Below are 22,689 nucleotides of genomic sequence, written 5' to 3' on the forward strand. Positions count from 1 at the left end.
CGCTCCGCGCACCGAGGAACCGCGAGCGTTAGATCCCCAGTTTTTGAATCTTGTGCGTGCCCCGCGCCAGCGAGACGTGCTTGGTTTCCATGTAGAAGTCGAACGAGTAATCGCCGCCGTCGCGGCCGATGCCTGATGCCTTCATGCCGCCGAACGGCGTCGGCAGATGGCGGACGTTTTCCGAGTTCAGCCAGATCATGCCGGCTTCGAGTGCATCAGCAACGCGCAAAGCGCGGCCGACGTCGTTGGTCCAGACATAGCCGGTCAGGCCGTAGCGGATGTCGTTGGCGATCTCGATCGCCTCCGCCTCGTCGCGGAAGGGCAGCACGGTGAGGAAGGGGCCGAACACCTCTTCCTGTGCCACGCGCATCTTGCCGTTTGCGCCGGTCACCAGGGTCGGCTCGACATAATGTCCGCCGCCCGGGCCGTCATAGGTCTTGCCGCCCACGGCGATCGTCGCGCCGTCCTGGCGTGCGACGTCGAAATAGGAGCAGACCTTCGCCAGATGCCGCTCATGGATCAGCGGCCCGATCTCGGTCGCGGGATCGAGGGGATGGCCGACCTTCAGCGCCTTCACCCGCGCGGTGAGCTTCTCGACGAATTTCTCCGCAATGCTCGCCTGGATCAGCAGGCGGCTCGACGACGTGCAGCGCTCGCCGTTGAGCGAGTAGATCATGAACACGACGGCATCGAGCGCGCGGTCGAGATCGGCGTCGTCGAACACGATCACCGGGTTCTTGCCGCCGAGCTCGAAATGCACGCGCTTCAGCGTGGGCGCGCCCTGAACCATGATCGCCGAGCCCGTTGCGCTCTCGCCGACGAAGCCGATCGCCTTGATGGCGGGATGCTCGGTCAATGCCTTGCCGGCCTCTTCGCCAAAGCCGTGTACGGTGTTGAGCACGCCGTCGGGAACGCCGGCTTGCTTGACGAGCTTTGCAAGAATGGCGGCCGTGACCGGCGACCACTCCGCCGGCTTGTGCACGACGGTGCACCCGGCTGCGAGAGCAGGGGCGATCTTCCAGGTCGACAGCATGAACGGCGTATTCCACGGCGTGATCACGCCGACCGGGCCGATCGGCACACGGGTCGAGACGTTCCAGTGTTCGTCGCTCGGCGTGTTCTGGCCGTCGCGCGCCTCGCCGCATCTGTCGGCGAAGAAGCGGAAATTTTCGGCGGCGCGGATCGCGGCCTTGGCCATGAAGCGATAGGCCTGGCCGGTGTCGATGCATTCGAGCACCGCGATGTCTTCGGCATTGTCCTCGATGGCGTCGGCGACGCGATGCAGCAGCTTCTTCCGCATCGTCGGCCCCATGTCGCGCCAGGACTTGAAGGAGAGGGCGGCAGCCGTTGCAGCGCGATCGATATCCTCGGCATTGCCGCGGGCGACGCTCGCGAGCGTCGCGCCGTCGACCGGCGACTTGGTCTCGAACGTCTCGCCTGAGATCGACGGCACGATCTTGCCGTCGATCATGTGGCCGATACCGTCGGCGCGCAGCATCTTCAGCAGCGGTGCGATGCGGTCGCGATTGGCCTGGAACACATCGGCTTTCGGCGTGGGCTTATCCATGGGCGGCCTCCACTTTCAGGGCGTCGTGGATGTTGTTGCGCTTCCAGCTCGTGTCCTTGTCGTTGATCTGCATGTCGAACGACAGGGCAAATTTCGAGTTTGCGAAGACGGGATCGAGATGCCGGGAGAGCGCCTGGAAGACGTGTTCGCCGGCCTTCTTGCGGGTCTCGAGGTCGCGGCCTTCGCCGATGCGCAGCACCATGTCGAGAAAGCCGTAGTCTTGCCGCGAATCGGCGATCGCATAATGCTCGCACCTGATGGCGCGCACGCGGATGCCGCCGAGCGGGAAGATGCCGGTCTCGACCGCCGCCTTGCGCACCACCTCGCACACCGCGCCGATGTCGAGGCGGTCGTCGAGATTGACCGAATATTCGATCGTGAAATGCGGCATCGCGGTTTCACTCCCTGTATGTTTTTATTCGTCAGGCGAAGTAGCAGCTCACCGAGCCGTAGGCGCCATAATCGGCTTGAATTGTGTCGCCCTTGCGGGTCTCGATCGGACGGATGAAGGAGCCGGCGAGCACGACCTGTCCGGGCTCGAGCGCAAGGCCGAGTGGTGCGATCTTGTTGGCGAGCCAGGCAACGGCGGTGGCGGGATGATTGAGCACGCCGGCGGCAAGGCCGGTCTCTTCGAGCTGGCCGTTTCGAAAGCAGAGCGCGCCGATCCAGCGCAGATCAGCATCCAGCGGACGGATCGGCCGTCCGCCCAGCACGATGCCGGCATTGGCCGCGTTGTCGGCGATGGTGTCGAAAATCTTTCGCGTCGCCTTGGTCTGGGGATCGACGCGCTCGATGCGCGTGTCCAGAATCTCCAGCGCCGGCACCACGAAGTCGGTGGCGTTGAGCACGTCGAATAGCGTGCAGTCGGGGCCCGCGAGGCGCTTGCTCATGACGAAGGCGAGCTCGGCTTCCACGCGCGTCGCGATGAAGCGCTCCGTCGGGACGAGGCCACCATCGGCGAAGAACATGTCGTCGAGCAACACGCCGGAATCCGGCTCGTTGATGTCAAGCGCGCTCTGCATCGCCTTCGAGGTCAGGCCGATCTTGTGTCCCCTGACGATGCGCCCCTCGGCGATCTTGACGTCGACCCAGGCCTTCTGAATCGCGTAGGCGTCAGCGATGCTGATGCCGGGAAAGTCCTGCGAGAACTGCCGGATCTGCGTACGGGTCTTCTCCGCCTGGTGCAGACGGTTCGCGCAAGCTCGGATATCGTCGTTGGAAAGCGCCATTTGTGATCTTACAAATCGTGGTGCCCGAATATACTTAACATGTTAAGTTAATGCGTCAAACACAATTTGGGCTTGCTGCACTGCAAACATTTTGCGGATTGAAGGGGCATCATGGCGAAGAGACCGGCTGATCCAGCGGACGACGGCGCCGCCGCCGTGCGGCAGGTGCCGATGCGCGACTTCTCGCGTTCGCTGCCGATGTCGCTGCTGCGGGCACGGGAGGCGGTGATGCGGCAATTCCGTCCCTCGCTGCGCGAGCATGGCCTCACCGAGCAGCAATGGCGCATCCTGCGCGCGCTCGCGGCGATCGACACGGTCGAGGTCACGGAACTCGCGCGCACGGCGTTCCTGCTCGGACCGAGCCTGTCGCGCATCCTGCGCGATCTGGAGGCGCGCAGCCTGATCGAGCGCAAGACCGCGAAGGCGGACCAGCGCCGCAGCATGGTCTCGATCTCGGAAAAGGGCGTGAAGCTGATGGCTTCGGTGGCGCCGTCCTCCGAAGCGATCTATGCGGAGATCACGCGACGCTTTGGCGCACGCAAGCTCGTCGAGTTGCAGGAGATGCTTGGCGAGCTCGAACAGAGTCTCGCGGGGCTCGGCGCTGGCGAGGAGGCAAGTGCTGAGGAGTGAAAGCAGATATGCGTAAGCGCGCGGCGACAATCATGGACATCGCCGCGTTTTTTCGCTCAAGTGCCGCTCAAGCCGATCGCTGCAAAATCGGCGCCGAGGCAGAGGCAGACAGACCCTCATGGTCATCATTCAGGTTCAGAAGCTGATCGACTTCGTCACCGAGGTCTTCGCGCATGCGCAGTCGTCGCCGGACGAAGCAAAGCGCATCGCCACCTACCTGACCACGGCGAATCTGACCGGCCATGACAGCCACGGCGTGATCCGCGTCCCCGTCTATATCCGTTGGCAGAAGACCGGCGCGGTCGTGCCCAACCAGAACGCCGAAATCGTGCTCGACACGCCCTCGCTCGCGGTGGTCGACGGCAAGTTCGGCTACGGCCAGACCGTGACGCCGCAGGCCGTCCGGATCGGCATCGAGAAGTGCAGGAAGGCGGGACTTGCCGCCGTCGCGCTGCGCAATGCCGGCCATATCGGCCGCGTCGGCGATTGGGCCGAGATGGCCGCCGCCGAAGGGCTGATCTCGGTGCATTTCGTCAATGCCGCGGGCTCGCTGCTGGTGGCGCCGTTCGGCGGCGTCGAGAAGCGGCTCTCCACCGCACCCTATTGCGTCGGCATTCCGCGCGAAGGGCAGGACCCGATCGTGCTGGACTTTGCGACCTCGGTCGTGGCCGAGGGCAAGGTGCTGGTCGCGAGCCGCGGCGGCAAGAAGCTGCCGAACGGCGCGCTGGTCGATTCCGACGGCAGCCTGAGCGAGGAGCCGGCCGTGCTCTACGGCCCCTTCACGCCGGACGGGCCGCGCGATCACACCAAGGGAACGGGCGCGATCCGCGCGTTCGGCGAGCACAAGGGTTCGGGGCTTGCCTTCATGTGCGAGCTGCTCGGCGGCGCGTTGACCGGAACCGGGGCCACTTCCGGCGGTCGGCGCTTCGCCAATGGCATGCTGGCGTTCTACGTCGATCCGAAAGTGGTCGATACCTCCCATGTCTTCGACGCAGAGGTGTCGCGCTATGCCGACTTCATCCGTGCCACCAAGCCGGTGACCGGGGTCGAGCAGGTGCTGATTCCCGGCGATCCCGAGCGGAAAACCCGGGCTGAGCGCACCCAAAACGGCATCCCCTTGCCGGATGACACCTGGGCGGCAATAGTGAATACGGCCCGCGAGGTCGGCGTCGGCGAAGTCAGCATCCAGAGGGCGACCGCATAGGTCTTGCGTCATTGCGAGCGTAGCGCGGCGCGCCAGTTCGCGGTAACAGCGGGGCTGTGCTGTCGCGACGCTCGTCATGGTGACGATGGTCCAAATCACACGGGTCCAAATAACGACGTTTCAGACAATGACGACCCAAACAACAAAGAAGGAAGGCAACGTGGCGAACAAGGTCAAGGAAATCTGGAAGTCGGGCAAGGCCGTGGTCAACGCGTGGCTCGCGATTCCCTCCGGCTTCTCGGCCGAGATGATCGCGCAATGCGGCTTCGACAGCGTCACCGTCGACATGCAGCACGGCGTGCAGGATTATCTGTCGATGGTGCAGTGCTTCCAGGCCATGGACAAGCATCCGGTCACGCCGATGGTTCGCGTGCCCTGGAACGAGCCCGGCATCATCGGCAAGGTGCTCGATGGCGGCGCCTATGGGGTGATCTGCCCGATGGTCAACACGCCGCAGGAAGCCAGGAACCTCGTCTCCTATTCCAAGTACCCGCCGAAGGGCGTGCGCTCCAACGGCCCGATCCGCGCCGGCATGTACGGCACCGCGGGCTCCTACCAGAAGACGGCCAATGACGACATCGTGCTGCTGCCGATGATGGAGACCAGGACCGCGGTCGAGAACATGGAAGCGATCTTCGACGTCGAAGGCATCGACGGCGTCTATATCGGCCCGTCGGATCTCGGCTTCTCCTACGGCCTCGAGCCGAAGCTCGATCGCACCGAGCCCGAGATCCTCGCGATCTACGAGAAGATCATCAAGGAGTGCGGCAAGCGCGGCCTCAACCCGGGCATCCATTGCAGCGGCGCCGAAGGTGCCGCGCGCGCCATCAACATGGGCTTCAAGCTGGTGACGCTCTCGAACGAGGTCGGCCTGATGACGACCTACGCCAAGATGCAGGTCAACGCGACCCGCAAGGATTCCGGCGGCAAGGCCTGAGCTCTCTGTGTCCCGGACGCGATGCAGCGCGAAGCGGTGCATCGCAGAGCCGGGACCCAGTCACTAGTCACTAGTGACGTACATGACGTAACAACTAGGCCCCGGCTCAGCAGCGCACCGCTTCGCGCTGCTGAGCCGGGGCACGATACTTGAAGACCCAAGGAGACCTCCCATGACCATCAGCCCCGTCATTCGCCTGCATCCCGATGATGGCGTGCTGATCGCGCGCGCGAGCCTGCCGCCGGGAACATTGGTGGCCGACGGCGTGACGACGGTCGAGCGCATTCCTTCCGGCCACAAGGTCGCGATCAAGCCGATCGCAGTGGGCGAACCGGTGATACGCTACGGCCAGATCATCGGCTTTGCGACCATTCCGATCGCGCCGGGCCAGCACGTTCACGTGCAGAATTGCGGCATGGGCGACTTCGCCAAGGATTATGCGTACTGCGCCGACGTCAAGCCGACGCCGAACTTCGATTTGCCCGCGACCTTCGAAGGCATTCGCCGCCCGGACGGCCGCGTCGCCACGCGCAATTACATCGGCATCCTCACCTCGGTGAATTGCAGTGCGCATGTCGCAGGCCTCGTCGCCGACGTCTTCAAGAAGAATCCCTTCACCGGCGACAATCCGCTGGCCGATTTCCCCAATGTCGACGGCGTGGTCGCGCTGACCCACAAGACCGGCTGCGGCATGACGCAGAACGAGCCGCTGGCGCTGCTCCGCCGCACGCTCGGCGGTTACGCGCGCCACGTCAATTTTTCCCACGTCATCGTGCTCGGTCTCGGCTGCGAGGTGAACCAGATCGGCGGCCTGATGGAGGAGCAGAAGCTGGCCGGCCGCCTGCGCGCGATGGACATCCAGGAGGTCGGCGGCACCCGCAAGACGGTGGAGGCCGGCATCGCCTTCGTGCGCGAGGCGCTCGCGGATTCCAACAAGGTCAAGCGCGAATCCGTGCCGGTGAGCGAATTGACCGTGGCCCTGCAATGCGGCGGCTCGGATGGTTATTCCGGCGTGTCCGCCAATCCGGCGCTGGGTGCGGCCAGCGATCTCATCGTGCGTCATGGCGGCACCGTGATCCTGTCGGAGACGCCGGAGACCTATGGCGCCGAACATTTGCTCACGCGCCGCGCCGTCAGTCGCGAAGTCGGCGAAAAGCTGGTCGATCTCATGCGCTGGTGGGATGAGTACACCGAGCGCGAAGGCGCCGAGATGAACGCCAATCCGAGCCCCGGTAACAAGGCCGGCGGCCTCACCACCATTTTGGAGAAGTCGCTCGGCGCGATGGCGAAGGCCGGCACCACCAACCTCGTCGAGGTGCTGCGCTACGCCGAACCCATCACCAAGAAGGGTTTCGTCTTCATGGACACGCCCGGTTACGACCCGGTCGCGGCGACCGGGCAGGTCGCCGGCGGCGCCAATCTCGTCTGCTTCACCACGGGCCGCGGCAGCGTGTTCGGCTGCAAGCCGGCGCCCTCGATCAAGCTCGCCACCAACTCGGCCATGTACAAGCGCATGGAAGAGGACATGGACGTCAATTGCGGCACCATCCTCGAAGGCGAGGAGAGCGTCCAGCAGTGCGGCCAGCGCATTTTCGACCTCATCCTCAAGACCGCGTCCGGACAGCCGACCAAGAGCGAGAGTTTCGATTTCGGCGGCGCCGAGTTCGCGCCCTGGGTGCTGGGCGCGACGATGTAATCCGTCGTTGCGCGTCGGCGGTAGCGGAACACTGCAAGGGACGCTCCTAAGTAATGATACGGAGGCGTCAAGTGATCGCGCGGATTCCCGCGGTCACGCATGATTAATGGTTCTTGCCGTATTCCAATAGCGATGCGGGCGACTCCTTCGAGGGCGCTGCCCTTCGTGAGGATTCGTCAACGATGACGCGTGCGATACGGCCGACCGGCGTGGAAAATCTCCTCGGCGAGGAGGAATTGATCGTGTCGAAGACCGATCTCAAGGGCCGCATCACCTACGCCAACGATGTCTTCATCCGCATGGCGAAGTACTCTTGGAAGGAGCTGATGGGCGCGCCCCACAGCATGATCCGCCATCCCGACATGCCGCGCTCCGTCTTCAAGCTCTTGTGGGACACGCTCCAGTCAAAGCAGGAGATCTTCGCCTACGTCGTCAACCTCGCGAAGGACGGCAGCCATTACTGGGTGTTCGCCCACGTCACGCCGACGTTCGACGAGCGTGGCAATATCGTCGGCTATCACTCCAACCGTCGCAAACCCGATCCTGCGCAGATCGAGCGTATCAAGCCGATCTACAAGGCGCTGTGTGCGGAAGAGGCCCGGCATGCCAATGCCAAGGACGGCATGCATGCGAGTTTCGAGGCGATGGTCGGACTGCTGAAGCAACAGGGTGTCGGTTACGATGAATTTGTGCTCTCTCTCTAAGGCGCAGGGAGCGACCGCGCTCGCGTGTGTTCTTGCAATTGTTGCGCTCGGGCTCTCGCTTCTCGGTGTGACCGGACTCGCCAGCGCCGCGCTGACTGGCGCGATGGTCGTGCTGCTCGGCTACGCCGTCTGGTGCCAGCACCGCACGGCGGTGGCCGTCGACGAGGTGGCAGACGTGTGCCGCAAGGCGGCACGCGGCGACCTCGATGCGCGCATCCTGAGCAACCGCCAGGCCGGACGGATCGGTGCCATCCAGAAGTCGGTCAACGACATGCTCGACATCACCGATGCCTATTTGCGGGAAGCTTCGGCGTCGATGGACTATGCCAGCCGGGGCAAGTATTTCCGCAAGATCCTCGCGCGTGGGCTGCCCGGCTCGTTCCGCCGTTCAGCCGCCGTCATCAATTCCGGCACCGACAGCCTCGGCCATCGCGTGGTCGAGATCGCGGACCTCGCAAAGCAGTTCGGCACGCATCTCGACCAGGTCGCGGGCACCCTCATGGGCGCTGCGACCGATCTTGAATCCGACGCCGGCCAGATGGCGGCGGCGGCCGAGAAGACCAGCCGGCAGACCTCCGGCGTGCTCAGCGCCTCCGACCAGGCCTCGCGCAACGTCGCCACCGTCGCGAGCGCCGCGGAGCAGCTCGCATCATCGATCGCCGAGATCAGCCGCCAGGTGGCGGGCTCGACCACGAGCACGGGCCGGGCGGTGAACGAAGCCAATCGTGCCGGCAGCGAGATCCGCATGCTTGCGGATGCGGCGATGCGGATCGGCGACGTGGTCAAGCTGATCAGCGAGATCGCCGAGCAGACCAATCTTTTGGCGCTCAACGCCACCATCGAGGCTGCGCGGGCAGGCGAGGCCGGCCGCGGCTTCGCCGTGGTCGCATCCGAGGTCAAGAGCCTCGCCAACCAGACCGCGAAGGCGACCGAGGAGATCAGCGCCAAGGTCGGCGAGATGCAGCAATCGACCACCAATTCGGTCGCCGCCGTCGAGGCGATCGCGCAGACCATCACCGAGATCAACGGCATCACCGCCTCGATCGCGACCTCGATCGAGCAGCAGGGTCTCGCCACCCGTGAGATCGCCCGCAACGTCCAGGAAGCGTCCGCCGGCACCTCGCAAATGTCCTCCAACGTCACCGGCATCAGCGAAGCCGCCGCCGACACCGGCCGTGTGGCGAGCCGCGTCAACAGCGCCTCCGAACGCGTCCACGGCGAGGTCGAGACCCTCCGGCGCGAGGTGACGCAGTTCCTGCAACGGCTGACCTCGGCCGCGTAAGGCCTTCGGCTTAGGGGATAGCGACGGGCAAGCGGGCGCCCGCACCTTGCGTAGGCACGGTCTGCCCGTTGTTAGTGCTTGATCGAGGTCACCAGCGGTGTTCTGCTCAAAAAAGCTGCTGGAGTACCGTACCCCGTGTCGATCTACGTCGCATTACACCACGTCACGCACTACAAATACGACCGCCCGATCGATCTCGGCCCGCAGACCATCCGTCTGCGGCCGGCGCCGCATACGCGCACGCCGGTCCTGAGCTATTCGCTGAAGGTCACCCCCTCCAATCACTTCGTGAACTGGCAGCAGGATCCGCAAGGCAACTGGCTCGCGCGCTACGTCTTTCCCGAGAAGACCACCGAGCTGAAGATCGAGGTCGATTTCACGGCACAGATGACCGTGGTCAATCCGTTCGACTTCTTCGTCGAGCCCTATGCCGACAGCTTTCCGTTCGAATATCCGCAAGATCTCAAGACGGAGCTCGCGCCTTATCTCGAGACGGTCAAGCCCGATCGGCTGTTCGCGAAATATCTCGATACGATCCCCCACGAAGCCCCGAACACCGTCAATTTCCTGGTCGATCTCAACAGGGAGCTGCAACAGAGGATTAGCTACGTCATCCGCATGGAAGCGGGCGTGCAGACGCCCGAGGAGACGCTCACCTCCTGCGCCGGCTCCTGCCGCGACTCCGCCTGGCTCCTGATCCAGACCTTCCGTCATCTCGGTCTCGCCGCCCGTTTCGTCTCCGGCTATCTGATCCAGGTCCGTCCGGACATCGATCCGATCGAGGGGCCGCCGGAGGTCGAGAATGATTTCACCGATCTGCACGCATGGGCCGAGGTCTACCTGCCGGGCGCAGGCTGGATCGGCTTCGACGCGACCTCGGGCATGCTTGCGGGCGAGGGGCATATCCCGGTCGCCGCGACGCCGCACTACCGCTCGGCGGCCCCGATCTCCGGCGGCGCCGGCTTTGCCGAGGTCGAGTTCGCCTTCGACATGAGCGTCAAGCGCATTCGCGAGGCGCCGCGCATCACAAAGCCGTTCTCCGACGAATCCTGGATACGGCTCAACGATCTCGGCGAGCAGGTCGACGGCGATCTTGCGGCGCAGGACGTGCGTCTGACCATGGGCGGCGAGCCGACCTTCGTCTCCGTCGACGATCTCGAAGGCGCCGAGTGGAACACGGACGCCGTCGGTCCGACCAAGCGCGGGCTCGCCGACGATCTGATCCGCCGCCTGCGCGCGCGTTTCGGACCCGGGGGCCTGCTGCACTTCGGACAGGGCAAATGGTATCCCGGCGAAAGCCTGCCGCGCTGGGCGTTTGGCCTCTACTGGCGCAAGGACGGCGTGCCGATCTGGAAGAATGCCGACCTCATCGCCAGCATCGAAAATCCGCGGCCGGCGCAGGCCAAGGACGTCCAGGCGTTCGTGGAGGGCGCGGCGCTGCGGCTCGGGCTCGATCCCGGCTACATCATGCCGGCCTATGAGGACACCGCGTACTGGCTGCAGAAAGAATCCGAGCTTCCCGTCAACGTCGATCCGTCCGATTCCAAATTATCCGATCCGGAGGCCCGCGCGCGGATGGCGCGGGTGTTCGAGCAGGGGCTCAACAACCCTCGCGGCTTCGTGCTGCCGGTGCAGCGCTGGAATGCGCCGCCACGCTGGCGCAGCGAGCGCTGGCAGCTTCGGCGCAGTCATCTGTTCCTGATGCCGGGGGATTCGCCGCTCGGCCTGCGCCTGCCGCTGGACTCGCTCGGCTATGTCCCGCCCGATCAATATCCCTACATCGTCGAGCGTGATCCGATGGAGGCCCGCGGCAAGCTGCCGGTGTTCAGCCTTCCGGCGCGTCCGGACTCGCCGGAGCGGCTCGAGCCCGAGCAGCTCAACACCTCCGTCCCGGTCCGCACCGCGATGTCGGTCGAGGTCCGCGACGGCGTGCTCTGTGCCTTCATGCCGCCGGTCGAACAGATCGAGGATTATCTCGAGATGATCGCGGCGCTCGAAGCCACGGCGGAGGAGATGCAGCTCCAGGTCCATGTCGAGGGTTATCCGCCGCCATTCGATCCGCGCGTCGACGTCATCAAGGTGACGCCGGATCCCGGCGTGATCGAGGTCAACGTCCAGCCGGCAAAGAACTGGCGCGAGGCGGTCGAGATCACCGCCGGGCTCTATGAAGATGCCGGCAAGACACGCCTCGGCGCCAATCGCTTCCTGGTCGACGGTCGCCATACCGGCACCGGCGGCGGCAATCACGTCGTGGTCGGCGGCTCGAGCCCGCAGGACTCGCCGTTCCTGCGCCGGCCTGATCTGTTGAAGAGCCTGGTGCTGCACTGGCAGCGGCATCCGGCGCTGTCCTATTTCTTCTCCGGCCTGTTCATCGGCCCGACCAGCCAGGCACCACGCATCGACGAAGCCCGCCACGACAGCATTTACGAGCTCGAGGTCGCGCTCACGCACGTGCCGCCGTCGGGCACTCAGGCGCCGCTGTGGCTGGTGGATCGCTTGTTCCGGCATCTCCTCGTCGACATCACCGGCAACACCCATCGCGCCGAGATCTGCATCGACAAGCTCTATTCACCGGACGGCACGACCGGCCGCCTCGGCCTCGTCGAATTCCGCGCGCTCGAAATGCCGCCGGATCCGCGCATGTCGCTGGCGCAGCAGTTGCTGATCCGTGCGCTGATCGCAAAATTCTGGCGCGAGCCGCAACAGGGCAAGTTCGTGCGCTGGGGCACCGCGCTGCACGATCGCTTCATGCTGCCGCACTTCATCTGGGAAGATTTCCTCGAAGTGCTCACCGAGTTGAAGCAGTTCGGCTATCCGTTCGAGCCTGAATGGTATCTGGCCCAGCTCGAATTCCGCTTCCCCGCCTTCGGCCGCATCCATCATGGCGGCGTGACGCTGGAGCTGCGGCAGGCGCTGGAGCCCTGGCACGTGCTCGGCGAGGAGGGCTCGGCCGGCGGCACCGTGCGCTATGTCGACTCATCGGTCGAGCGGCTCCAGGTCAAGGCGGAAGGGTTCGTCGAGGGCCGCCATATCGTCACCTGCAACGGTCGCCGCCTGCCGATGACCTCCACCGGTCGCTCGGGGGAGGCGGTGGCCGGCGTCCGCTTCAAGGCCTGGCAGCCGGCCTCCGGCCTGCACCCGACCATTCCCGTTCACGCGCCCCTGACCTTCGACCTCATCGACACCTGGAACGGCCGCTCGCTCGGCGGCTGCGTCTATCATGTCGCCCATCCCGGCGGTCGGAGCTACGACACAAAGCCCGTCAACACCTACGAGGCCGAGGCGCGGCGGCTGGCGCGCTTCCAGGACCACGGCCATACGCCGGGCCCGATGCAGCCGCCGCCCGAGGAACGCACAAATGAGTTTCCGCTGACCCTCGACTTGCGGACCCCGCTCCTGCAATGAGTATGATGGCGGGGCAGGGAGAGGCGCATGGCCGAGGGCGCAGCCGAAGAGGACGACAAGGCGGGTAAGGCGCAAGGTCAGCGCCAAGGCCAGCGCGAAGGCCAACGCGAAGGCCAGCGCCGGTTCGCGCAATGGGTCCGCGACTACAGGCGCCTGCCCGGCATCCCCGACGAGTTTCTCGGCCCGGACGGCAAGCCCCGCGCGGTCTGGAGCCGCTTCTTCGATGCCTTCGGCGCGCTCGCGCCCGACGAGGTCGAGCGGCGGTTCGGCATGGCCGACCGTCATCTCCGCGAGGCCGGCGTCACCTATCGCGCGCCCGGCGAGAGCGCCGACCGGCCCTGGTCGATCAGCCATCTGCCGCTGCTGATCGACGAGGCCGACTGGAAGCAGCTGTCCGACGGCATCACCCAGCGCGCCGAGCTGCTCGAGCTCGTGCTGCGCGACATCTATGGCGAGGGCCGCCTCGTCGCCGAAGGCGCGCTGCCGGCCGCCGCGATCGCCGGGAGCCCCGAATATCTCCGTCCCGTCTGCGGCGTGCCGCCGCCGGGCGGGCGCTATCTCTCGCTCTATGCCGCCGATGTCGGCCGCGGGCCCGACGGCCGCTGGTGGGTGCTCGGCGACCGCACGCAGGCGCCGTCGGGCGCGGGCTATGCGCTGGAGAACCGCCTGGTGCTGTCGCGCGCCTTCTCGGATCTCTACAAGTCGATGAACGTCCCGCGCGTCGCTCCGTTCTTCGAGGCGTTTCGCGACAGTCTTCGAGCGCGCGCCGACCGCGACGAGCCGCGGATCGGCGTGCTCACCCCGGGCAGCTTCAGCGAGACCTATTTCGAGCACGCGACGCTGGCGCGCTATCTCGGCTTCCTGCTGGTCGAGGGCGACGATCTCGCCGTCAGCGACGACCATATCCACATCCGCACGGTTGCGGGCCTCAAGCGCCTCGACGTGCTGCTGCGCCGTGTCGATTCCAATTCGCTCGATCCGCTCGAGCTCGATGCCTCCTCGCGGCTCGGCGTGGCCGGCCTGATCGACGTGCTGCGCAAGGACGGCGTCGTCGTCGCCAACATGCCGGGCTCGGGCGTCCTGGAGGCGCGCGCGTTGCTCGGCTTCCTGCCGGCACTGAGCCGCCGCCTGCTCGGCGAAGAGCTGAAGATGCCGCACATCGCGACCTGGTGGTGCGGCCAGCGCTCGGCGCGCGACGAGGTGCTGTCGCGGCTCGACGAGGTCGCGATCGAAGGCGCCTATCGGCGCGGCGTTCCCGGTTTCGACAGCAACGGTCCGGTGCTCGCGAGCGAGCTCGACGCCGCCGGGCGCCAGCGCCTGATCGACGCCATCGCCGCGCGCGGCATGGATTATGTAGGCCAGGAGGTGGTGCGGCTTTCGACCATGCCGGTGTGGGAGCAGGGGCAGATCACACCCCGTCCCTTCGTGCTGCGCGTGTTCGCAGCCGCGACGACCGACGGCTGGGCCATCATGCCCGGCGGCTTCTGCCGGATCGCCGAGCAGGCGGATGCGCGCGCGGTGTCGATGGGCGACGGCGCGCGCTCCGCCGACGTCTGGGTGGTCTCGGACAAGCAGGTTTCGACCGCGACGCTGCTGCCTGCGATCGACAAGGTGCGCATCCGCCGTATCGCCGGCGTGCTGCCGAGCCGCGCCGCCGACAATCTGTTCTGGCTCGGCCGCTATCTCGAACGCGCCGAGGCGACGCTGCGGCTGGTGCGGGCGCTGGGCTCGCCGAGCGGGCCCAACAAGGGCACCGCGGCCTCGCTGCAATCGGCCGAGCGCATCCAGCGCCTGCTGGTGACCTGGGGCGCGATCTCACAGACCTCGCGCGCGGCGCCCGGCCGCATCGTTGCCGAAGCGCTGCAGAGCCCGGAGCGTTTCGGCTCGGCATTGTCGCTGGTCCGCGCGGCCCAGCGCACGGCGACCTCCTTGCGCGAGCGGCTGTCGCCCGATGCCTGGCAGGTCATCACCGAGATGGCCGAGCGGCTGGCCTGGGAGGTCGAGGGCGACGACAGCGTGCTGAGCGCGGCCGAGCTGACCTTGCAGGAGCTCGCGAGCTTTGCCGGCCTTGCGCATGAGAACATGAACCGCGCCGCCGGCTGGCGCTTCCTCGATATCGGCCGCCGCACCGAGCGCGCCATCAACACCACGCGTTTTGCCCGGCAGTTTGCCTATGACGAGGCCGGCGACGAGGATCTCGATATCCTGCTGACGCTGGTGGATTGCCAGATCACCTACCGCTCGCGTTATCTGCTGGCGCCGATCCTGGCGCCGGTGCGCGACCTCGCCGTGCTCGACAGCTACAATCCGCGTTCGGTGGCGTTCCAGGTGACGACGCTGAACGAGCACATCGCCGCACTGCCGAGCCTGAAGGAGCACGGCCTGATCGAGAAGCCGCAGCGGCTTGCAGTCGCGATGCAGGCGATGCTCGCGACCGCGGAGGCCGAGAAGCTCGAGGTCAAGACGCTGTTCGCACTGGAGCAGGATCTGCTCAGCCTCGCCGAGGCGGTCGGGCAGCACTACTTCCCGCACGGCCCCAATGCCAGCCGGCCGGAAAAGCTGACGGGGCTGGCGTGATCTACGACATCCGTCACGTCACCACCTACGAATACGAGAGCCCTGTCAGCTTCGCCCGCTGCACGCTGCGGCTGGAGCCGAGGAGCGGCAATGGCCAGGAGCTGATCTCGCACCATGTCGAGATCCGTCCGCGCCCCGCGGAGCGTAGCGTCCGGCGCGACTTCTTCGGTACCCTGACCGAGAGCGTCGTGATCGAGGCCGCGCACCGCAATTTGCGGATCGACTCGCGCTCGCGCGTCTCGGTCACGCGCCAGCCGCGGGCGCGCGCCGCTGTCAGCCCGGGCTGGGAGAGCATTCGCGACATCGCCTTCGAGGCGACGAGCCTCGGGCCGTCCTCGCCGGTCGGCTACGTCTTTGCGAGCCCGCTGGTGCCGGTGCTGGGACCGGTCAGCGCCTATGCGGCGGAAAGCTTTGTGGCCGGCGCGGGCATCCTCGCCGGGGCGGTCGATCTGATGCATCGGATCCGCACCGAATTTCGCTACGACCCCAAGGCGACGGTGATCTCGACACCGCTCAACGAGGTCTTTGCCAAGCGCCATGGCGTCTGTCAGGATTTTGCCCATGTGATGATCGCGGGCTTGCGCGGACTGGGCCTGCCCGCGGCCTATGTCAGCGGATATCTGCGCACCATTCCGCCGGCGGGCCAGCCGCGCCTGCAGGGCGCCGACGCCACCCATGCCTGGGTGTCGCTGTGGTGCGGGGAGGAGCTTGGCTGGGTCGATTTCGATCCGACCAACGATCTTATGGTCGCTAGCGACCATATCGTGCTCGCGGTCGGCCGCGACTTTTCCGACGTTTCGCCGGTCGACGGCATCATCGTCGGCTCGCGGAAGCAGAAGCTCGACGTGGCCGTCGACGTGCTGCTGGTGGAATGATTGCGGGTTCTGCCGTGCCGGCGACGCCCAGCCTGGGTGCATCTGGCCGGCACCGCAACCGCGATATCGCGGGGCACAACAGCAACATATTTCCGTATTTTCGTTCCGGGATTTGGTCAGTCGGCCCAAGATGGGTTATGCTGGCGCTTGCGTCGAGGACAATAATGAGACGTCGGGAGTTGATGTGGGACACCACCGACAAGCGGGGCTGCATCCATGATGACGTTACCGAGACTGGCGGCTGAATCCCTCGAGAAGTTGCTCGGTACGTTCATGCGTCGCCGGTACGACGAGACGTCTGCAAGTATCGTCGAGAGCGCGACCCGCACCGCGATGGAATGCATAGGCAACAGCGATGCGCTCTATCACAATATCGAGCATACGATGCTGGTGACGCTGGCCGGCCATTCCATCCTCAGCGGCCGCAGTCTTCATACGCATCTGTCGGCCGCGGACTACGTCCACGTCCTGATCGCCTGCCTCGCCCACGACATCGGCTATGTGCGCGGCCTGTTCGAGGAGGATGACGCCGACGGCTTCGTGATCGATGCGGCCGACACCAAGATCTCGCTGCCGCGCGGTGCTTCGGACGCGAGCCTGATGATGTATCACGTCGATCGTTCCAAGCTTTATGTGACGCGGCGGCTGCGGCATATTCCCGGGCTGGATCCGGAACGCATTGCCCGCGCCATCGAAGGCACGCGGTTTCCGGCCCAGGAAGGCCAGGACTATGACGACGAGGCCTCGATCCTGCGCGCCGCCGACTTCATCGGGCAGCTCGGAGATCCCAACTATCTGCGCAAGGCCAATGCACTCTACTACGAGTTCGAGGAGGTCGGCATCAACCGGCAGCTCGGCTACGACTCGCCGGCCGACGTCGTGAACCGCTATCCGCAATTCTACTGGAACAGCGTCGCACCGCACATCCAGACCGAGATCGGTTATCTCAACAAGACCGAGATCGGCCGGCAGTGGATCGCCAATCTCTACAGCAACGTGTTCCGCGCCGAGCGCGACATCTCGCTGTCCGGGCCGCAGAAATAACTTCGCTTTGTAATGCAACAAAAAACGGTCACCACCGATATCCTCGACATCGCCTATCGCGAATACGGCGCGCCGGACGGCTGGCCCTGCATCATGGGCCACGGCTTTCCCTACGATGTGAACGCCTATGCCGAGACCGCGCCGATCATTGCGCAAGCGGGCGCGCGGGTGCTGGTGCCCTGGCTGCGCGGCTACGGGCCGACGCGATTCCGCTCCGCTGTGACGTTGCGATCCGGTGAGCAGGCGGCGCTTGGCGCCGATCTCCTGGCCTTCATGGATGCGCTTGGAATCGCGCGCGCGGTCGTCGGCGGTTACGACTGGGGCGGGCGCGCGGCCTGCGTGGTCTCGGTGCTGCATCCGGAGCGCGTGATCGGGCTCGTCTCCGGCAATTCCTACAACATCCAGAACATCGCGCGTTCGATGGAGCCGGCTTCGCCACCGGAGGAGGCGGCGCTCTGGTATCAATATCTCTTCCACAACGAGCGCGGCCGCCGCGCGCTGGAGCGCAACCGGCGCGGTTTTGCGCGCCAGCTCTGGTCGATGTGGTCGCCGAAATGGGCCTTCGACGACGCGACATTCGAGACCAGCGCAATGTCGTTCGACAATCCTGATTTCGTCGATGTCGTGATCCACTCCTATCGACATCGTTACGCGCTGGTCGCGGGCGATCCCGCCTATGCCGCGATCGAGGCGAAGCTCGCCGCGCAGCCGCCGATCCGTGTCCCGACCATCGCGATCGACGGCGACAGCGACGGCGTCAATTTCGGCACAGCGCATCACGCGCGCAAGTTCGAGGGCTTTTTCGAGCCACGCGTGTTCACCGGGGCCGGTCACAATCTGCCGCAGGAGCGGCCGGCCGAATGGGCGCAGGCCGTCCTGGACCTGCACGAGGCGGCGGAGCGTTCCCGCTGAGAGGCCGCAAGCGCCATCAGCAACTCGACGCAAGACCGCCTTGCGGAACTCCGCTGATCTGACGTGCTGACAAAAAAGCAGCACGCCGCGCCTTCCGAGTCGCGCGGCGATCATCACCGGGGAGAAACCATGAAAGCCGCTTTGGTCCTGGCTGCAGCATTGGCTGCCTGCCTGTCCACGCCCGTCTCCGCGCAAAAATCCTACGGTCCCGGCGTCAGCGACACCGAGATCAAGATCGGCAACACCATGCCCTATAGCGGCCCCGCATCGCCGCTCAGCATCACCGGCAGGGTGATCTCGGCCTATTTCGACGAGGTCAACGAGAAGGGCGGGATCAACGGCCGCAAGCTCAATCTCTTGTCGCTCGACGACGCCTTCTCGCCGCCGAAGACCATGGAAGCGGCGCGGCGGCTGGTCGAGGGTGACGGCGTCGCCTTCATCTTCGCGACCATGGGCACCGCGCCGAGCTCGGCGATCGCGAAATATCTCAACAGCAACAAGGTGCCGCAGCTGTTTCTGATCAGCTCGGCCTCGAAGTGGAACGACCCCGCCAACATGCCCTGGTCGATGGCGCTGCCGTGGGCACCGAACTACACCAGCGAGGCCGCCATCGACGTCGCTTATGCCCGCGCCAAGAACCCGAATGCACGCTTCGCGGTGCTCTATCAGAACGACGACGCCGGCAAGGAATATCTGCGCGGCGTCAAGGAAGCGCTTGGTGCCGACGCCGACAAGGCAATCGCGATGGCGTCGAGCTTCGAGGTCACCGACCCCACCGTCGATTCCCAGGTGCTGACGCTCGCCAACACCAAGGCCGACGTGTTCATGATCTATTCGGTGACGCCGCGCGCCTGCGCCCAGGCGATCCGGAAAGCGCATGAAGTCGGCTGGCAGGCGACGCGCTTCCTGGCCTCCGGCTGCGCCAACAAGGCGACCGTGATGGTCCCGGCCGGCCTCGACGCCGGCAAGGGCGTGCTCTCGCTCGGCTCGCTCAAGCCGTTCGTCGAGGTGCCGAAGGACGATCCGGCGATGACGGCCTATATCGACTTCATGAAGAAGCGCCTGCCCAATGCCGACGTCAACAATGTCGCGGGTCTCTACGGCTACACCGTCGCTGAGGCATTGGTGGTCTTGCTGAAGCAGTGCAAGGACAATCTGACGCGCGAGAACATCATGGCGCAGGCGGCCGATTTGAAGAACGTGCCTCTGTCGCTGCTGATGCCCGGCATCACGCTCAACACCACGCCGCAGGATTTCCGCCCGATCAAGGACGGCTATATGCTCCAGTTCGACGGCAACGACTGGATCGTCGCGAGCGAGCTGTTGCGCGGCACATGATGGCAAGCCGGCTATCGCGGTTGATGATGGCGCATCCTTCGAGACGCCCGCTTTCGCGGGCTCCTCAGGATGAGGGCGGAATGCGCAGCGGCAGGTTCAACAGGCGCGAAAGCCCCTTAGCCTCACCCTGAGGAGACCGCGGAGCGGTCGTCTCGAAGGGCGAGGCGTGCGCTCCACCTACCACGGAAGGCAAAGTGCGATCACCCTCGGCGAACAGGAAAGCAAAATGGACTTTCACCACTCCGAACGTTCGCTGGAGCTGCAGGAGCGCGTCCGCCGGTTCATGCGGACGCATGTCGAGCCGGTCGAGGAGCTCTATTACGAGCAGGTGAAGCCGGAAGCGACACGCTACAAGACGCCGCAGGTCCTTCAGGACCTGAAGCGGCTGGCGCGCGAGCAGGGGCTCTGGAACCTGTTCCTCTCCGGCGAGCATGGCCCAGATCTTACTAATCCAAGCCTGAGCAATCTCGAATATGCGCCGGTGAAGGAGATCATGGGCCGCATCCTCTGGGCGCCCGAGATCTTCAATTGCTCGGCGCCCGACGTCGGCAACATGGAGGTGCTGGCGAATTACGGCACGCCGGCGCAACAGGAGCGCTGGCTGAAGCCGCTATTGGAGGGGCGCATCCGCTCCGGCTTCTCGATGACGGAGCCGCAGGTCGCCTCCAGCGATGCCACCAACATCCAGTGCGAGATCAGGCGCGACGGCGGCGACTACGTCATCAACGGCCGCAAATGGTTCACCTCGGGCGCGATGAACGAGGATTGCGAAATCCTGATCGTGATGGGCAAGACGGCGCCCGACGATCCCGACCGCCACCGCCAGCAATCCATGGTCCTGGTGCCGAAGGCGACGCCCGGCGTGCGCATCGTCCGCGACATGCTCACTTACGGCTACGACGACGCGCCGGTCGGCCATCCCGAGATCGTCTACGAGAACGTTCGCGTGCCGGCCGAGAACATCCTGCTGGGCGAGGGGCGCGGCTTCGAGATCGCGCAAGGCAGGCTTGGTCCCGGCCGCATCCATCATTGCATGCGGCTGATCGGCTGCGCCCAGCGCGCGCTCGAATTGATGTGCCAGCGTGCGGTCTCCCGCACAGCCTTCGGCAAGCCGCTCGCCGAGCAGGGCTCGGTGCGCGAGGACATCGCGCACTCCTTCTGCGAGATCGCACAGGCGCGCTTGCTCACGCTGCAAGCCGCCGACAGGATGGACCGCGAAGGCAACAAGGCCGCGCGCGACCTGATCGCGGCCGCCAAGATCGTGGTGCCCAGCATGGCCGCCCGCGTCATCGACCGCGCCATCCAGATCCACGGCGCCGCCGGCGTCTCGCAGGACACTTTCCTCGCGCGCGCCTATGTCTACGCCCGCTTCATCCGCATCGGCGACGGACCGGATCAGGTGCATCTGGCCGCGGTCGGCAAGGAGCTGATCAAGCGCGGCGGAGTGATGGCGGGGTAGGCTGCTAGAGTCTCCTGTTGGCGAACAACGATACGCAACATCTCCTGCAGTCTCGCGCTATTACGGTTTTCACGGAAGTCGCGCAATCCGCTTCTACCGCTGAGCACGTAAGACCCCGGAAGCCAAGACTCGTGGCCCTCGGAGCCATGCTGCTGACGCAATCCCTGTCTTAGACGGCTACAACTGAAACACTGTGCGGGACCGATCTGGTTCCCACAACGGTTCCGCAGCCAGGGGTTGGCTCGAATCCGCAAAGGATTGGCGCAAGTTCGAAACGCCTTCGCGTTCGCTTGACCAATTTCTGCGGCATCGGGAACCGCACGATCCAGAAAATCGAAGGAGATCTGATGGTGTTCCGCTCGTGCGCCGCAGTTTGCGGCGCCCTGGTTGCGCTTGCCGTTTCCGTTACCGTTGCTCGAAGTGAAACAAGTGGGGTTCATCCAAGCGCTGTCGTCGATGCCGCATCTGGTGATGCAATCGTTGGCGCAGCATCCACGTATAATCCGTTCAAGCCCGGTAAGGAGGAGGGTGGCCCGAGCACAGCCTCCGGCGAGCGCTATGATCCCTCGGTATGGACGGCTGCCATCAAGACGAGCCTGCGTCGGAAATTTGGTGGGGTCCAATTCGGGGCGAGACCGAAATATGCTCTCGTCGAGGCCGTCGGCAAGAAGGTGATCGTCAAGATAAATGACGTGGGACCGCTCAAGCCCGGCCGCATCATTGACCTCAATGAGCGGACGATGCGCCATTTCGATCCGAACATGGAGCTTGGCGTCATTCCTGACGTCACAGTCAAGCCACTGTCCGGCGACGATTGGATTCCTGGGCCTGTTGGCTGAACGCTGGACCCGAAAGCGGCTCAGCACAGCCTTCCGGGATGGCGGAAAGCTTCATACTAACCGCGTCGTCTTCGCGCTTCGTGATGGCGTAGCGCGTCGACGATCACCTTGAAGGCCGCCGAGTTCTGCCGCGAGGTCGGATAATAGACATAGTAGCCGTCGAATTTCGGTGACCAGTCGTCGAGCACGATGGCGAGCTCGCCGGACCGGATGTGCCGTGCCACCATGTCTTCAGGCACATAGGCGATGCCGAAGCCCTTCACGGCGGCGTCGATCATCGCGCGCGAGTCGTTGAAGGTCACTTGCCCCTCGACGCGTACCCGCAAGTCGGGACCGTTCCTGGCGAACTCCCATACATAATGGCCGCCGGCCGCCTCACGCCGTTTGATGCAGATGTGATTCAAGAGATCTTGCGGATGCTTTGGTTTCGGGTGCTCTTTCAGATATCCGGGCGAGGCGACCGCAACGAGCCGCCAATCCGGGCCGATGCGCACGGCGATCATGTCTTTCTCAACGCTTTCCCCGATGCGGATGCCTGCATCGAAACCGTCTTGGACGATGTTGCGAAAGGCCGTGTCGAGGCTGAACTCGACCTTGAGGTCGGGGTATTTTTTCAGGACCGGCGACAGCTTTGGCCAGACGACCGTTTCGAGCGCATGGTCCGAGAGCGTAATCCGGACGGTGCCCGACGGTTTGTCGCGCAGGGACATCAGCACCGCGATATCGCGCTCGATCTCCTCGATCCGAGGTGCAACCGACGCCTGAAGCCGCTCGCCCGCTTCGGTCAGGCCGACGCTCCGGGTCGTGCGCGTGAGAAGCCGCAGGCCCATCTGCGTTTCCAGACGCTTGATGGTATGGCTGAGCGTCGACTGCACGACGCCCAGTTTCGCGGCGGCCTTCGTAAAGCTGCGCTCACGAGCGACGGCTACGAAAGCCAGCAGATCATTGAAATCCTGGCTTGCCATGCCTTCACTATTCATGGCCCGCATCG

General features: G+C 65.1%; 18 protein-coding genes. 14 read left to right on the top strand and 4 right to left on the bottom strand.

Going from position 1 to position 22,689, the window contains the following annotated elements:
• Positions 1-28 precede the first annotated feature (28 nt).
• From hpaE to hpaH, 3 genes are read right to left on the bottom strand one after another with little or no spacing between them, the layout of a single operon-like run.
• The gene (hpaE, locus tag JQ591_RS00105) at positions 29-1,567 is read right to left on the bottom strand and encodes a 5-carboxymethyl-2-hydroxymuconate semialdehyde dehydrogenase (RefSeq protein WP_211394013.1); all 1,539 of its coding nucleotides are present in this window, start codon (positions 1,565-1,567) and stop codon (positions 29-31) included.
• Complete coding sequence (locus JQ591_RS00110; RefSeq protein WP_211394014.1) at positions 1,560-1,958, bottom strand: 5-carboxymethyl-2-hydroxymuconate Delta-isomerase; 399 nt, start codon at positions 1,956-1,958, stop codon at positions 1,560-1,562. The genes hpaE and JQ591_RS00110 overlap by 8 nt, the downstream gene beginning before the upstream one ends.
• Positions 1,959-1,989: 31 nt before the next feature.
• Positions 1,990-2,796, bottom strand: coding sequence for a 2-oxo-hept-4-ene-1,7-dioate hydratase (gene hpaH / locus JQ591_RS00115; RefSeq protein WP_211394015.1), 807 nt, complete (start codon positions 2,794-2,796; stop codon positions 1,990-1,992).
• A 111-nt stretch (positions 2,797-2,907) separates the two neighbouring features.
• Here hpaH and hpaR point away from each other — a divergent pair, with 111 nt between their 5' ends.
• The 14 genes from hpaR to JQ591_RS00185 all read left to right on the top strand — a co-directional run bounded on the left by hpaR (position 2,908) and on the right by JQ591_RS00185 (position 21,698).
• Positions 2,908-3,426: a homoprotocatechuate degradation operon regulator HpaR gene (gene hpaR, locus JQ591_RS00120; RefSeq protein ID WP_211394016.1), complete on the top strand. Its 519-nt coding sequence runs from the start codon at positions 2,908-2,910 to the stop codon at positions 3,424-3,426.
• Between the two features lie 118 nt (positions 3,427-3,544).
• Positions 3,545-4,630: a malate/lactate/ureidoglycolate dehydrogenase gene (locus JQ591_RS00125; RefSeq protein ID WP_211394017.1), complete on the top strand. Its 1,086-nt coding sequence runs from the start codon at positions 3,545-3,547 to the stop codon at positions 4,628-4,630.
• 160 nt (positions 4,631-4,790) lie between these two features.
• Positions 4,791-5,567, top strand: a complete 777-nt coding sequence (locus tag JQ591_RS00130; RefSeq protein ID WP_211394018.1) for an HpcH/HpaI aldolase family protein — start codon at positions 4,791-4,793, stop codon at positions 5,565-5,567.
• A gap of 172 nt (positions 5,568-5,739) precedes the next feature.
• A complete protein-coding gene (locus JQ591_RS00135) occupies positions 5,740-7,263 on the top strand; it encodes a UxaA family hydrolase (protein ID WP_211394019.1) in 1,524 nt (507 codons plus the stop codon).
• A gap of 182 nt (positions 7,264-7,445) precedes the next feature.
• The gene (locus tag JQ591_RS00140) at positions 7,446-7,967 is read left to right on the top strand and encodes a PAS domain-containing protein (RefSeq protein WP_211394020.1); all 522 of its coding nucleotides are present in this window, start codon (positions 7,446-7,448) and stop codon (positions 7,965-7,967) included.
• A complete protein-coding gene (locus JQ591_RS00145; RefSeq protein WP_211394021.1) occupies positions 7,945-9,249 on the top strand; it encodes a methyl-accepting chemotaxis protein in 1,305 nt (434 codons plus the stop codon). The genes JQ591_RS00140 and JQ591_RS00145 overlap by 23 nt, the downstream gene beginning before the upstream one ends.
• 135 nt (positions 9,250-9,384) lie before the next feature.
• Positions 9,385-12,654: a DUF2126 domain-containing protein gene (locus JQ591_RS00150; RefSeq protein WP_211394022.1), complete on the top strand. Its 3,270-nt coding sequence runs from the start codon at positions 9,385-9,387 to the stop codon at positions 12,652-12,654.
• 27 nt (positions 12,655-12,681) lie between these two features.
• Positions 12,682-15,231, top strand: a complete 2,550-nt coding sequence (locus JQ591_RS00155) for a circularly permuted type 2 ATP-grasp protein (RefSeq protein WP_211394023.1) — start codon at positions 12,682-12,684, stop codon at positions 15,229-15,231.
• A complete protein-coding gene (locus JQ591_RS00160) occupies positions 15,228-16,106 on the top strand; it encodes a transglutaminase family protein (RefSeq protein ID WP_211394024.1) in 879 nt (292 codons plus the stop codon). The genes JQ591_RS00155 and JQ591_RS00160 overlap by 4 nt, the downstream gene beginning before the upstream one ends.
• Before the next feature lie 216 nt (positions 16,107-16,322).
• Positions 16,323-17,150: a metal-dependent phosphohydrolase gene (locus JQ591_RS00165; protein ID WP_211394025.1), complete on the top strand. Its 828-nt coding sequence runs from the start codon at positions 16,323-16,325 to the stop codon at positions 17,148-17,150.
• Positions 17,151-17,162: 12 nt separating this feature from the next.
• Positions 17,163-18,062 (top strand): alpha/beta fold hydrolase, encoded by a 900-nt coding sequence (locus JQ591_RS00170; protein WP_211394026.1) that lies wholly within the window; start codon positions 17,163-17,165, stop codon positions 18,060-18,062.
• Positions 18,063-18,191: 129 nt separating this feature from the next.
• Positions 18,192-19,400, top strand: coding sequence for an ABC transporter substrate-binding protein (locus JQ591_RS00175; RefSeq protein ID WP_211394027.1), 1,209 nt, complete (start codon positions 18,192-18,194; stop codon positions 19,398-19,400).
• 226 nt (positions 19,401-19,626) lie between these two features.
• Complete coding sequence (locus JQ591_RS00180) at positions 19,627-20,859, top strand: acyl-CoA dehydrogenase family protein (protein WP_211394028.1); 1,233 nt, start codon at positions 19,627-19,629, stop codon at positions 20,857-20,859.
• A gap of 347 nt (positions 20,860-21,206) precedes the next feature.
• On the top strand, positions 21,207-21,698 hold the full coding sequence (locus JQ591_RS00185) for a septal ring lytic transglycosylase RlpA family protein (RefSeq protein WP_211394779.1): 492 nt from the start codon (positions 21,207-21,209) through the stop codon (positions 21,696-21,698).
• A gap of 56 nt (positions 21,699-21,754) precedes the next feature.
• On the opposite strand, the gene JQ591_RS00190 is transcribed toward JQ591_RS00185, so the two are convergent.
• Entirely contained in the window at positions 21,755-22,663 is a 909-nt protein-coding gene (locus JQ591_RS00190; RefSeq protein WP_211394780.1) for a LysR family transcriptional regulator, read from the bottom strand.
• Between the last annotated feature and the right edge of the window lie 26 nt (positions 22,664-22,689).

It is taken from the genome of Bradyrhizobium canariense (genome assembly GCF_018130465.1).
Classification (GTDB): domain Bacteria; phylum Pseudomonadota; class Alphaproteobacteria; order Rhizobiales; family Xanthobacteraceae; genus Bradyrhizobium; species Bradyrhizobium canariense_C.